This is a genomic window from Pedobacter aquatilis (assembly GCF_032678425.1).
GTDB classification, from domain to species: Bacteria; Bacteroidota; Bacteroidia; order Sphingobacteriales; family Sphingobacteriaceae; genus Pedobacter; species Pedobacter aquatilis_B.
The window spans coordinates 1,005,180-1,019,152 of the sequence record NZ_JAVTSG010000001.1 but is presented as its reverse complement, the minus strand read 5'-3'; the positions used below and the strand labels follow the sequence as shown (position 1 = coordinate 1,019,152).

Below are 13,973 nucleotides of genomic sequence, written 5' to 3'. Positions count from 1 at the left end.
TCATTGCGAGGTACGAAGCAATCTCAAGAGTAAAAACTGTTAATCAACCCTAAAGATTGCTTCGTACCTCGTAATGACGTATTTGTCTAATACTGCCGGGGATTAAAGAATTATTCTAATCCAATCCATAAAACAGAAATCTAAACCCTTAAACTTAAAATATCGTGTACAGTTTCTTCAAAAGTTTTGAATTGAAACTCAAAACCACTATGCTCTAGTAAAGCTGGTTTAACCCATCTGCTTTTTAAAATTAACTCGGTTTCAGTACCGATTAGTTTAGCACCAATTTCAAGCAACCAAGCAGGTGTAGGTATCCCAAAGGGAATTCCATAAGCTTTTCTAATTGTTTTCATCATTTCAGAATTGCTGATTACGCTTGGGGCTGTACAGTTAACTACGCCACTAACTTCTGTATCATCTGTTATCCATTCAATACTTCTGGCAACATCATGCTCATGTATCCAGCTCACTTTTTGTTTTCCATCACCTTGTGCGCCACCTAAACCAAACTTTACTAAATTTAGTAATCGAGGAAATGCACCATTGTTTCTGCCCATCACAATACCCATTCTTAAAGCGATTTTTCGGGTGTTGGTTAAATCCTGTTCGAAAAAAGTTTGTTCCCAGATGTTGCAGACATCAATAGAAAAACCGTAACCAATTTCGCCCGTTAGTTCGTCCTGGGGTTTATCTTCCGTATGGCGATAAATTGTTGCAGAAGTAATATTTATCCATGTTTTTGGTCCATCAGAAAGCTTTTTAATAACCTGGTTTAGTAATTTAGTCGGGTTAACTCTTGAAGCGATTATCTCTTTTTTGTTCTTTTCAGTATACCTACAGTTTACATTTTTGCCACAAAGGTTAACTAATAAATCTGTTGCATTTAATTGCTTTATCCATTCTCCTTCGTTTTTTCCATCCCAAACAATTGTTCTAATGTTACCATCGTCTGGTTTGGCTTTTCTAGCAAGAATTACAATTTCATCAGCTTTGCTACTAAAATGTTTTGCTAGAATACCGCCAAGGTAACCATTGCCGCCCGCTAAAACTATTTTCCTGTATTTCATAATGCTAAAACTAAAATTACACCTAAAACAATTAATCGGTAGAATACCCAGGTAAAACTCATCACTAGGTTTAACCCTAAAATTTTACTTCTGCGGATGTGTTCTAAAAACATTAACCCGGCTGTAAAAAGAAAATATAAAAGGTAAAAGATAGGATGAACTTCTATCCAATTGTTTAAAATTAATGGAATAATTAATAAGAGCGCACCGGCAAAAGAAATTGTCATCATATTGCCCAAATAGCTAAATAACTTATCTTTTTTATTAAGATAAATGATAAAACCCTGAAAAAATATCTGAGTGCCACAAATCATATACTCCCGATATTTATATCCGATAGGGATAAAATCAGTTAAGTGTTGCGTGTAATTTGTAAGGATAAATGAGGTAATTAACCAGGTTAAGAATAAGAACATTAAACGGTGTTTCAAACTAAAGTCTGGCTGTATATTATTTGCATTAACCTCCGCAGGGATAATTACTTTCCTGTTGTAAGAGATAAAAGCATAACACTTTTGAGCTATCCATAAAAAAGGGCTAAAGCGAAACAACGTTTTAAATATTGGGAAACTGGTTTCGATAACTTTGAATAAACTTTCAATGCCATAAGTTACTTCTCCGGTTTCTTTATTTACTAAGGCAATTTCGTTTGCTGCTCTTTTTTTATCTACAAAAGGACAAACCTCCTCGGGCATATTTTGGTAGGCTTCACGCCCATCTACCGGAAGCATTTTTAATTTTGTAAATGCTTTTGTGTAGGCGAAACACATTGGACATTCATTATCGAAAAGAATAAGATGGTTAGCTAGTGTTTTCATGTTTATTAAAATTTCAGTAAAAATTGAAAGTTTATATTAAAAAATAAAGCCGATTAAGGCTTTAGTATTTTCTAAAGAATCTTTTATTTAAAAACCTTTAGTATCGAGCCCCAAAACCAATTTTCTTCAGCTTTTAACATAGTTTCGATGGTTTTATCTGCATTGTTTGCCAATTTATTTATGTCTGTAACCGACTTTTTAAATGTAGCATATTCAGGGTCTTTTTCATCACCTGTTACCGCCGAAAGTTCTGAAAGAACCTTTAAAACAGGCTCTAATTCTCTTTTTTTCCTTTCTTTTGCAACTTGCCTCGCAATGTTCCATACATCTTTATCGGCGAAAAAGTATTCCTTACGTTCGCCTGCTTTGTGTTGTTTTTCAATCAATCCCCAACCAATTAAATCGCGAAGCGTCATATTAGCATTACCTCTTGAAATGCTCAACGTTTCCATAATCTCTTCGGTAGTTAAAGCATTCGGAGAAATTAAGAGCAAGGCATGAACTTGCGCCATTGTACGATTTATTCCCCATTCAGAGCCTAATTTGCCCCAAGCCTCTATAAATTTTAATTTTCCCGCTGCTAAATCCATAATCAAATGTAATTATGTTTTTTAAACTTTCAAAAATTATTGAAAATATATTTTATTACTGTGCATCACCGATATTTTATGATTTTTACATAAATCAATAACTATTCCAATTCATCAAAATTATTAATTATCAGTACAGTTAATTTATTCCTTTAATATACGGGGCAAATTTTTATTTTTGACGTTCGTTTAAACTTATACAAACCTTAATGAATAACTGGTTTAAAAACAATGGCACCCATTTAGCCATTATCGCAATTTTTGTAGTCATTTGTTTTGCTTATTTCAGTCCTGTTTTGCAGGGGAAAGCACCAATGCAAGGCGATGTTTTGCAGGCTAAAGCCATGCAAAAAGAAATTATGGATGTTAAAGAACAAACTGGTAAAGGTCCGTTGTGGACTAACCAAATGTTCGGAGGAATGCCAGCTTATCAAATCTGGGTTCAATATCCATTAAACATTACAACTTATGGTATTGACTTTATTAAAGGTGTGTTTCCAGACCCTGTTGGAACAGTATTGCTATACCTTTTAGGGGCATATCTCTTGTTTTGTGTGCTAAAAGTGAATCCGTGGTTAGCTGCGGCTGGTGCTGTAGCCTTTGCATTTACATCTTATAACTTCATCATAATTGCTGCAGGACACAGCAATAAAGCCTTAGCAATTGGTTTTTTTGCGCCAATATTAGCGTCTATTATTTTAGTTTTAAGAGGCCGATATCTGGTCGGTGCGAGTTTATTGGCTTTGTTTATGGCGTTGGAAATACGTTCCAATCATATTCAAATGACCTATTATTTGTTCATAGCCATATTTATTTTAGGTTGTATTGAACTTTATCACGCAGTAAAAGCAAAACAATTACCAGTGTTTGGCAAAACCGTTGCTTATATTTTTGGCGGTATCGTTCTTGCAGTTTTAGTTAATGCAGGAACACTATGGACAACTTATGAATATGGTAAAGAAACCATCAGAGGTAAATCTAACTTAACGATAGATAAGGCTGAGCCAGCAACAGGTTTAGATAAAGCTTACGCTTATCAATGGAGCCAAGGTGTGGGCGAAAGTTTTACCTTCTTAGTACCGAACTTATATGGTGGTGCAAGTGGTGGTGCATTAGATCCAAAGGGCGAATTTGTTAAAATTTTACAAGATGGAACTGTAGCAAACGTTTTAGGTCCGTTGTATGGCGAAAATACTAACCAAGCCCTTAATGCTATTGCACAGCAGGCAGGCTCGCAATATTGGGGCGACAAGCCTGGAACGTCTGGTCCATATTACTTTGGTGCTATTATTTGCTTCTTGTTTGTATTCGGTTTGTTTATTGTAAAACACCGTTGGAAATGGTGGATTTTGGGCACAAGCATCTTATTATTATTGCTTTCTTTTGGTTCTAATTTCCCTTTGGTGTCAGATATATTCTTCAATTATTTACCAGGATATAACAAATTCAGAGCAGTAGAATCTATTCTAGCTGTGGTTGGTTTATTAGTGCCTTTCCTTGCAATACTAGCAATTAAAGAAGCACAGGATGGCGCATACGATCAAAAATATTTGGTTAAAAGATTAACCTGGTCGGCAGCAATTACAGGTGGTTTTGCTCTGATAGTTGTAATTATGCCAACAGTATTTTTCAGTTTTAAAAGTGCAAACCAAGTAGAAATTACCACTTGGCTTAACCAGATTACTCAAAATAATGCAACAATAGTCGCCAGAATTACCGATGCAGTTATTGCAGATAGGGTTTCTTTAGCAAGAGCTGATGCTTTACGTTCGTTACTATTCATTGCCATTGGATTTGGTTTAATATGGGCTTTCATCACCAAAAAACTAAACATGCAATTGGCATTTGGTTTATTGGCTCTAGCAGTGCTTATCGATTTATGGCAAGTAGACAAAAGATATTTAAGCAACTTAAACTTTGTAAATAAATCTGATTTAACCGATCATTACAAGGCCAGAGATGTGGATAATTTCATTTCTGCTGATAAAGATCCAAACTTCAGGGTTTTCGATTTAACGCTAGGCGATCCTTTTAAAAGTGCAGAAACTTCATATTTCCACAAAACCGTTGGCGGCTTCCATTCTGCTAGATTAAAACGTTTTCAGGAATTGGTTGATCAACAACTTACTAAAAGCATCAATCAAGATGTTTTGGATATGTTGAATACCCGTTACATCATTACGCAAGACCAACAAAATGGTTCTTACAAAATGCAACGTAATCAAACTGCATGTGGAAATGCCTGGTTTGTACAAAGCGTTCAATACGTAAAAAATGCTGATGAGGAAATGAAGGCCATCAATAGTTTTGATGCAAAAAAAGAGGCAATTGTTGATGAAAGCTTCAAAGGTTTGCTGAGCAGTAAAATTTTAGGAACCGGAGAAGAAGGTTTTATCAAGCTGACAAATTATACTCCAGATCACTTAACTTATGAATATTCTTCAGCTAAGGATGTGGTTGCTGTTTTCTCAGAAATTTATTACAACAAAGGTTGGAAAATGTATATCGACGGTGTAGAAAAACCGTATTTCAGAGCAGATTACGTACTTCGTGCAGCGCAGTTAGAGGCTGGAAATCATAAGCTAGAGTTTATTTTCCACCCAACTTCGTATTACGTTGGCGAAAACATCTCTTTAGCCGGCTCGATTCTTTTAGTGGCTGGTTTAGGCTTTGGTTTTTATTCAGAAAACAAAAAGAAAAAAGCAAAGGCGTAATATTTAATATAGAAATTTACAAACCCATAAGCGTTCTTGCTTATGGGTTTTTTTATGCTTTGTCATTTTTAACAAATTTTAAGGAAGGTGTAATAAAATTTAACAGTTACGTAACATTTGTTTGATAGACAGCGTCTTATCTTTGTTTGTAAATCGGATGTTATGCTGGAAACATTTTTTGCGATATGCCTTTTAATTATTGTTATTTACTTTTTTAGCCCTTTTGAGGTTAAACTCGATGAGGAAGAAGAGTGGTAAAATTCTTTTAAAAACTATAAACTGCTTCAAAAAGGCGGTAATAATATTCCTCCCCCAAAAATTTCTTGTTTATGGATAAAAGAAACGTAGATATTGTAGTGATATCTGATGTGCATCTTGGTACTTATGGATGCCATGCAAAAGAACTTTTAAAATATCTTAAAAGTATCAAGCCAAAAAAACTGATTCTTAACGGAGATATTATCGACATATGGCAATTTAGCAAGAGTTACTGGCCAGAATCGCATATGAAAGTTATCCGCAAACTGATGAAGTTTGTTTCTGAAGGTGTTGAAGTTCATTATTTAACGGGCAACCACGATGAAATGCTTAGAAAGTTTGATGGAATGGAAATGGGTAGTTTTCATTTAAGTAATAAACTGGTAATGGAATTGGATGGTAAAAAAGCATGGTTTTTTCATGGCGATGTTTTCGATGTAACCATGCAGCATTCAAAGTGGTTGGCGAAAATGGGTGCAATCGGTTACGATACCTTAATTCTAATTAACAGTTTTGTCAACTGGTTTCTAAATATTTTAGGGAGAGAAAAAATGAGTTTCTCCAAAAAAATAAAAGCTAAATTTAAGGACGCTGTAAAATTTATAAACAGTTTTGAACAGGTTGCTGCAGAGTTGGCTATCGAAAAAGGTTATCACTATGTGGTATGCGGGCATATCCATCAACCAGAAAAAAGAGAAATAGCAGGAGAAAATGGTACGGTCACTTATTTAAATAGTGGCGATTGGGTAGAAAGCTTAACTGCACTGGAGTATAAAGATAAAGCCTGGGAAGTTTTTAAATATGACAGCAAGGATTTTATTAAGGATGAAACCGACGAAGGCATTCTTTCTGATGCAGAAGATTTGAAAAGTAAATTGGATATTAATTTACTGTTGAAAAATATTAAGTATGAAATAGCCTGATAATTTTAGATATTCGGGCAATAAAATGAAAATATTATACGCAATTCAAGGCACCGGAAATGGGCACATTAGCCGAGCCCGAGAAATTATACCCTTACTGCAAAAACACGGCGAAGTAGATATTTTAGTAAGTGGAACACAGGCTGATGTTAAATTAAGTCAGCCGATTAAATACCAGCTTCATGGCTTTAGCTTTATTTTTGGTAAAAAAGGTGGTGTACATCATTTTAAAACTTGGCTAAATATGAATCTACTCCGTTTCAGGAAAGATATGAAGAAGTTGCCCTTGAAGGATTATAATTTGATAGTGAATGATTTTGAGCCGGTTAGTGCTTGGGCTTGTAAACTTCAGGGTATTGATTGCGTTTCCCTTAGCCATCAGGCAGCATTTAAATCAAAAAAGGTACCTCGCCCTAAAACAATAGATTGGGGTAAAGTGATTTTAAGCCATTATGCACCAACAAAACACCATATAGGTTTCCATTTTGACAGGTACGATAGTTTTATTTATACGCCAGTAATTCGCTCGGAAATCAGACAGCTGGAAAGCACAAATCTAGGGCATTATACCGTTTACCTTCCTGCAATTGATGATAAATACCTGGTGAAAATCTTAAGCCAAATTCCTGCCATAAAATGGCAGGTTTTTTCTAAACATAACAAGGAAGGCTATCAATTTGAAAATGTTTTTGTTGAGCCTGTTAACAACGAAAAATTTAACATCAGTTTGGCAAGTTGCGAAGGATTATTTACAGGCGGTGGTTTCGAAGGCCCATCAGAAGCATTGTATCTTGGTAAAAAATTATTGGTTGCTCCAATGCGTTTCCAATTTGAGCAACAGTGTAATGCTTATGCTTTAAAAGAATTTGGCTTGCCTGTAATTTGGGGCAGTACCAAAAACTGGCTGCCCATAATTAAGAATTGGGTAGAAAATCCGCAGAAGCATCAGTTTAATTTTCCCGATGAAACGGCACAAATAATTGATGATATGGTTAAAAAGTACGCAAAGGTTTAGTGGGAGATAAGCAATCCTTGCTCTTTGCTCCTTCATCCTTGCTCCTTAATCTTTATTCTTTCATCTTTGCGCTTTTTATCTTTACTTTGCCGTCTCTACAAATGGCATGATTAATCAGTTTAGAAAATTAAATCCAGTTAACTTAATATTGCTACTTGCATATACATTTTTTATGCGAATAGTTATATTTTATGAAGTGCCTGAAAAATTAAACTTTGATTTTTTGGAGCCATTTGCCCGCTTGCTGATTGATTACGATTCTTCAAATATTTTCTCACCAATAACTAATATTTTTTTTGCCGCAATACTTGTTTTCGTACAGGCATTGTTGTTTAACCGTATAATTAACAATCAAAACCTTTTAACTAAGCAGAGCTTTCTGCCAGCGCTAATGTACATAAGTGGGGCCAGTTTGTTCCTGCCTTTTATGGTTTTAAGTCCGGCGCTAATTTGTAATTTCTTGCTCATTTGGATAATCGATCGCTTTTTAAAGCTAAATAAAACGAATAATTCAGTAACGGCGGTTTTCGATATCGGAATGATAATTGGCTTAGGTACATTGATTTACTTTCCGTTTATTTCAATGCTGCTGATGATTTTTTTATCGTTGTTACTGTTCAGGGCATTTAACTGGAGAGATTGGATTGCGGGTTTGATAGGTTTTTTAACTGTGTTTTTCTTTTTAGCCGTTTTCTATTATTGGGAAGATAATTTGGCATCGTTTTACCAAATATGGAAACCTTTGGCAAACAGATTTCCTGCAGTTTTTAAAATTAATTATAACGACTATCTCGTGTTGATTCCCGTATTGGTCATTATTATTCTGGCATCGCTCCAACTCCGCGAAAACTTTTTTAGAAGCTTTATCAGCACTCGTAAAGGATTTCAAATGTTATTTTTTATGTTCCTTATCGCTGGAGCCAGTTTTTATCTAAAACCTGATTTTAGAGTATCGCACTTTTTGCTCTGTGTACCGCCAGGAGCAGTACTTTTGGCTTACTATTTTAGCAACGCAAAAAAGAGGTGGTTCTATGAAACTTTGTTTCTTTTGTTTGTCCTTTCAGTACAGTACTTTCTGTTTGTTTAACCTTTTTTAACAAAATGATGCCTCAAAACTTGTTAAAGATTAATAGCTTTGTGGCTGATTGAATGGAATTCGTTAAAGATTAATGCACAATTTAAGTATCGATATTGGCAATTCTTCTACAAAGGTTGCAGTTTTTTCAGGTAAAGAAATTGTTCATTACCAAAGATTTGAAAAACTGCGAACGGAAGATTTGTTGCATCTAATTAATCAGTTTAATGTTCAGAAATCGATCATAAGTTCGGTTGATGAAGAAATTAATGAATTAGAAAAATTTTTAAATCAACACACAAATTATATACGTTTTTCAGCTTTGCTGAGTAATGGTGTGTTAAATAAATACAAAACGCCTGAAACTTTAGGTTTGGATAGATGGGCTGCGATTTTGGGTGCTAAGAATATTTTTGACGAGGCTTGTTTGGTTATTGATGCGGGTAGCTGCATAACTTACGACCTTTTAAACCGAAACTTTGAATATTTTGGTGGAAGCATAAGCCCTGGAATTAACATGCGCTTTAATGCTGTTCATCATTTCACAGGTAGGTTGCCGCTTGTAAGTTGGGATAACACGGCACCCATTCCCGCAGGAACAGATACCCAAACTGCCATTAAAAATGGTATTTTACAAGGTGTTTTAAATGAAATTGAAGGATTTATTTCCCTAAATAAGATACAAGAAAGTGCCTTAAAGGTAATTATAACGGGTGGTGATGCAGATTTTTTGGTTAACCAATTACAAAACAGCATCTTTGCGCCTCTGATAATTAAAGATTCCTATTTGGTATTAAAAGGATTAAATGAAGCTATTGCAGATTAAAATGTACAAAAGAATAAATTATATTGCAGCCATACTCGTTTTAGTTTGTGCTTTGGGTGTTAAGGCACAGGTAACTACATCATCTCCATATTCTCGTTTTGGATTTGGTAACGTAAAAGGTTCTTTATTGCCTCAGCTTCGTGCAATGGGTGGTATTTCTACCGCAGTAAATAAAGTTAATGGTTTTAATTATATCAACATGCAGAATCCTGCATCGTACTCTGGTGTAACTTTAACTACAATTGATATTGGTATGAGCGCAGGTTTAAATAATCTTTCGAGAAATAACCTTAGTGAAACCAGTTTCAATTCAACTTTTAGCCATATTGCTTTTGCTGTGCCTGTAAGTAGAAATTCAGCAATTAGTTTTGGGGTTTTGCCGTACACTGACTTAGGTTATAGCTACAAAAATTCTACAAAAATTGATACCATGAACGTAGATCAACTTTACGATGGTGAAGGTGGTTTATCAAAAGCTTATTTTGGTTACGGCCATCGTTTTGGCGATCATTTAAGTATTGGCGCTAACGTAGAATATATTTTTGGTAATTTAATTTCTACAAGAGCAACGGAGTTTGCACAATCTGGTGCCTTAAATTCAAAGTTGCAAAATAAGAATAGTGTCGGTGGTTTAAATTATTCATACGGCATTCAGTACAACTTTAATGTTGCGCCTAAAACGATTGTAACTTTAGGTTACTCGGGCAGCACTTCTAGTAAAATTAATTCTACTCAATCGTATTTTGCTACAATTTATCAGAGAGATCAGAACGGAAATGAAAATACTGCGATTGATACTTTAAGTTCTATCGTTAGTGCTAAATCGAGTTTGAAGCTACCATTATCTCATAACTTCGGTATTGCCATTCAGCAAACAGATAAATGGTTAATTGGTGCCGATTTTAGAATGAGCAAGTGGGCAGATGTAAGCCTTAATAATGTAAACCAAGGCTTGCAAAATAGTTATGGCGCTTCATTAGGTGGTCAATTTACGCCAGATATTACTTCATACAATAATTATTTTAAACGTATTGATTACCGTTTAGGTGTTAATTACGATAAAACCTACATCAAAATCGGCAACCAGGATATTAAACAAATGGGCGCATCTATCGGTTTTGGTTTCCCATTACCTTCGGCAAATGTTGGCTCAACATTCTACAAAATCAACTTCACAACAGAAGTTGGTCAGCGTGGTACAATGACAAACAATCTGGTTAGAGAGCGTTACATCAACTTTCATTTAGGCTTTACCTTAAACGATACTTGGTTCCGTAAGTACAGAGTAGATTAATGAATGGCAGAGCATTTTTATATGGTTTGATGCTTGGGTTGCCGCTATTTTTGGCTTCCTGTGGAGATGATGACCTGAAAAAAGCAAATGCCGTTAATAAGCAAAAAATAACACTTAATCGTGATAGAACTTTAGGTGTAGAAATTATTTACAGCGATTCTGCCCGTGTAAAGGCAAAAGGTAACGCCCCGATTATGGATAAGGTAACCCCATCTAACGGTGGCGATTACCAGGAAATGATTAAGGGTGTAAAGATTGATTTCTTTAACGAACAAACCGGTAAAATAGATGGAACTTTAATCAGCGATTACGCCATCCGCCGTTCTCAGGAGCAAAAAACCATCTTCAGGAAAAATGTAATTGTTAAAAATGTTAAAGGCGATACCTTTTCATCGGAGGAATTAATTTGGGATGAAGCGCAAAAAATATTCTATTCAAAACAAAAGGTAACGGTTAAAACCATTGATGGTAATGTGCTGGATGGTGTAGATTTTCAGGCACCACAAGATTTTAGTACTTATACATTCAATTCGGCAACGGGGCAAGCCGTGATGAAAGATGCAATTGCTCCTTAAAAATGCTTTTAAACACAAGTTATTTGCTTAAAAATTAAACACTTGATAAATAAATTTTAGTGTTTTCTTTTTTAAGGCAAATTTGTATCTTGCGCCCTCTTAAAAAAAACTAAATAATTTAAAGTACAATATGGGATTAATGACATTTTTGCGTAACCGTGCCGGATACATTCTTGTATTCATGATTGGTTTTGCAATTGTTGCATTTTTAGTAGGTGATGCAATTAACGTGGGTAAGCCTTTTTGGGCAGCTAACCAAAAAACTGTTGGTTCGGTTGATGGAAAAGACATCAGTATTGATGAATTTGGTCCGAAGGTAGAGCAAAGTGTGAATCAGTTTAAACAACAATATGGTGGTGGTTCTAATGCTCAAATGCAATCAATGGCAGTTGATCAGGTTTGGAATGCAGAATTAGCCAACGTATTATTAACAAAGGAATACGACCGTTTAGGTTTAACCGTATCAGAAGATGAATTGGTTGATTTATTGGTTGGTCAAAACCCAAGCCCATTAATTAAACAATATTTTACAAACCCTCAAACTGGTCAGTTAGATAGAGTTTCGTTAAACAGCTTTTTAAAATCAAAAGAGCCACAAGCTCAAAGCCAATCACTTTTGTTGCAAACTGAAATTAAAAATCAGGCATTACAACAAAAATATTCAAACTTAGTGCGTAATTCAGTTTATGTAACTTCGTTAGAGGCGACAGACGAATATACAAACCGTAATAAACTGGCTAACTTCAAATACGTAAGTTTAGATTATACTTCTATTCCAGATGCTTCTGTTAAATTAACGGATGCAGATTATTCTGAATATTATGATGCGAACAAAGCTCGTTTCAATAATGCTCAAGAACTACGTTCATTTGAGTATGTTACCTTCAGCATTAAACCTACAAAAGCTGATTCGGCTGCTGTTAAAGCTCAGGTAGATAAAATTGCTGCTGATTTCAGAACAGCTAAAAATGATTCACTTTATGCGGCTATTAATTCAGAAGTTAAAGTTCCTTTCAGTTACATCTCAAAAGGTAAATTAGACCCTGCAGTTGATTCAGCTGTTTTCTCATTACCTGCGGGCAGCTACTACGGACCGGCAATATCTGGTAACTCTTATAAAGTAATTAAAGTTGTGGCAACTCGTTTTTCTCCAGATTCAGTTAAAGCAAGTCATATCTTAATCGACCCGGCAAAAGTTGGTGGCGAAGATAAAGCTGTTAAACTAGCAGATTCATTAAAAAGCTTAGTTTCAGGTGGAAAAAGTTTCTCTGATTTAGCGAAAATCTATAGTGTAGATGGTTCTAAAGATAAAGGTGGCGAGTTGGGTACTTTCGCTCGTGGCGCAATGGTTCCTGAGTTTGAGAATGCTGCTTTTGATGGCAACACAGGAGATTTAAAAGTTGTTAAATCTCAATTTGGTGTTCATTTAATCAAAATCGAAAAACAAATTGGTTCTTCTAAAGTTGCAAAATTAGCTTACATCGAGAAATCTTTGGCGGCTAGTAGCAAAACACAGGCTGCAGCTTACAAAGCAGCAAGCAACTTTTTAGCTAATGTAAAAGGAAATGATTTTGCAAAACTTGCAGAAAAAGATAAATTAAAAACGGCTGTTGCAGATAGAATTACAGCAACTCAAGGTTTTGCTCCAGGTTTAGATAATCCTCGTAAGTTAATTCAGGATGCTTATGCAGCTGATAAAGGTGATGTTTTACCTGAAATTTACACTATGGGCGATGCTTATGTTGTTGCTCGTTTGACGGATGTAAAACCTAAAGGTACCTTATCTTTAGATGCCGTTAAAAAGGAAATTCAACCAATGGTTTTAAGTGCTGCCAAAGCAAAATTATTAAGTGCTAAATTTGATGCTGCTGGTAAATCTGGCTTGGCTCAAATCGCTTCAAAGGTTGGCCGTACAGTGCTTCCAATTCAAAATATCGTTTTCGCTAACCCAATTATTCCGGGTGTTGCTCAAGAAAATAAATTAGTTGGTTCTGTATTTGGTGCTCAACCGGGCAAAGTATCGGCACCAGTTCAAGGTGAGCGTGGTGTTTATGTTTTCACTGTTGATGGATTTACAAATCCTGCTCCAATTGCAAACATGTTTAAGCAAAAAGAAAGCATGTTAATGACTATCGGTCAACGTTCTTTAGGCTCGGCTTTTCAGGCTTTGCAAGATAATGCAACGATAAAAGACAATCGCGTGAAATTCTATTAATAAGAAATTCCGTAAATTTGAACCGTTCTGATGTTAATTCAGAACGGTTTTTTTATTTATAAGCCATGGAAATTCAAGAAAACTTCGTAAATAAGGTCGCCAATAGCGGTTTAATCACTTTGAACCTGGAAGAATATTACCATCCGGGTGAAAGAATTGTTTATGATATTAAAGACAATCTTTTTCATGGACTGATGTTGAGGGAGAAAGATTTCAGAGAGTTTATTAAAACGCATGATTGGTCGCAATACCAAGGTAAAAACATATCGGTTATCTGTTCTACAGATGCAATTGTACCAACCTGGGCTTACATGCTTTTGGCAAATAAACTAAAACCTTATGCTAATGAAGTGGTTTTTGGAAATTTAGACACGCTCGAAGCTATTTTATTTTCAAAAGCAATCGCTAAAATTAATCCTGAAAACTTCGCTAACGAACGTGTGGTGGTAAAAGGCTGTGGCGATATTGATATTCCTGTTGCGGCTTATGTCGAAATTACGAATCTATTAACTCCAGTGGTTAAAAGCATTATGTTCGGCGAACCTTGCTCAACCGTACCGGTGTACAAAAGAAAAGATTAACCTTTTTTATTGTTGATGATGA

At 35.3% G+C, this 13,973-nt stretch carries 12 protein-coding genes; 9 read left to right on the top strand and 3 right to left on the bottom strand.

Annotated features, from left to right (window positions below; translation table 11 throughout):
• Nucleotides 1-140 precede the first annotated feature (140 nt).
• From R2Q16_RS04240 to R2Q16_RS04230, 3 genes are all read right to left on the bottom strand, one after another.
• Nucleotides 141-1,067, bottom strand: a complete 927-nt coding sequence (locus R2Q16_RS04240; RefSeq protein WP_316735337.1) for a TIGR01777 family oxidoreductase — start codon at nt 1,065-1,067, stop codon at nt 141-143.
• The gene (locus R2Q16_RS04235) at nt 1,064-1,885 is read right to left on the bottom strand and encodes a DUF393 domain-containing protein (RefSeq protein ID WP_316735336.1); all 822 of its coding nucleotides are present in this window, start codon (nt 1,883-1,885) and stop codon (nt 1,064-1,066) included. Before R2Q16_RS04235 ends, R2Q16_RS04240 begins: the two co-directional genes overlap by 4 nt.
• Nucleotides 1,886-1,968: 83 nt before the next feature.
• Complete coding sequence (locus tag R2Q16_RS04230) at nt 1,969-2,475, bottom strand: GbsR/MarR family transcriptional regulator (protein ID WP_316735335.1); 507 nt, start codon at nt 2,473-2,475, stop codon at nt 1,969-1,971.
• Nucleotides 2,476-2,684: 209 nt separating this feature from the next.
• Between R2Q16_RS04230 and R2Q16_RS04225 the strand changes: the two genes are divergently transcribed.
• The 9 genes from R2Q16_RS04225 (at nt 2,685) to R2Q16_RS04185 (ending at nt 13,951) form a co-directional block, all read left to right on the top strand.
• A complete protein-coding gene (locus R2Q16_RS04225) occupies nt 2,685-5,189 on the top strand; it encodes a YfhO family protein (RefSeq protein ID WP_316735334.1) in 2,505 nt (834 codons plus the stop codon).
• Nucleotides 5,190-5,518: 329 nt separating this feature from the next.
• Nucleotides 5,519-6,370 (top strand): UDP-2,3-diacylglucosamine diphosphatase, encoded by an 852-nt coding sequence (locus R2Q16_RS04220; RefSeq protein ID WP_316735333.1) that lies wholly within the window; start codon nt 5,519-5,521, stop codon nt 6,368-6,370.
• A gap of 25 nt (nt 6,371-6,395) precedes the next feature.
• A complete protein-coding gene (locus R2Q16_RS04215; protein ID WP_316735332.1) occupies nt 6,396-7,385 on the top strand; it encodes a glycosyltransferase family protein in 990 nt (329 codons plus the stop codon).
• A gap of 172 nt (nt 7,386-7,557) precedes the next feature.
• Nucleotides 7,558-8,472, top strand: coding sequence for a DUF6427 family protein (locus R2Q16_RS04210; protein ID WP_316735331.1), 915 nt, complete (start codon nt 7,558-7,560; stop codon nt 8,470-8,472).
• An 82-nt stretch (nt 8,473-8,554) separates the two neighbouring features.
• A complete protein-coding gene (locus R2Q16_RS04205; protein WP_316735330.1) occupies nt 8,555-9,286 on the top strand; it encodes a type III pantothenate kinase in 732 nt (243 codons plus the stop codon).
• A gap of 1 nt (nt 9,287) precedes the next feature.
• Nucleotides 9,288-10,580 carry a hypothetical protein gene (locus tag R2Q16_RS04200; protein WP_316735329.1) on the top strand — a complete coding sequence of 431 codons (1,293 nt, stop codon included), beginning with the start codon at nt 9,288-9,290 and terminating at the stop codon, nt 10,578-10,580.
• On the top strand, nt 10,580-11,155 hold the full coding sequence (locus R2Q16_RS04195; RefSeq protein ID WP_316735328.1) for a hypothetical protein: 576 nt from the start codon (nt 10,580-10,582) through the stop codon (nt 11,153-11,155). Before R2Q16_RS04200 ends, R2Q16_RS04195 begins: the two co-directional genes overlap by 1 nt.
• A gap of 130 nt (nt 11,156-11,285) precedes the next feature.
• Complete coding sequence (locus R2Q16_RS04190) at nt 11,286-13,370, top strand: SurA N-terminal domain-containing protein (protein WP_316735327.1); 2,085 nt, start codon at nt 11,286-11,288, stop codon at nt 13,368-13,370.
• A 65-nt stretch (nt 13,371-13,435) separates the two neighbouring features.
• On the top strand, nt 13,436-13,951 hold the full coding sequence (locus tag R2Q16_RS04185) for a DUF2480 family protein (protein ID WP_316735326.1): 516 nt from the start codon (nt 13,436-13,438) through the stop codon (nt 13,949-13,951).
• Nucleotides 13,952-13,973 lie beyond the last annotated feature (22 nt).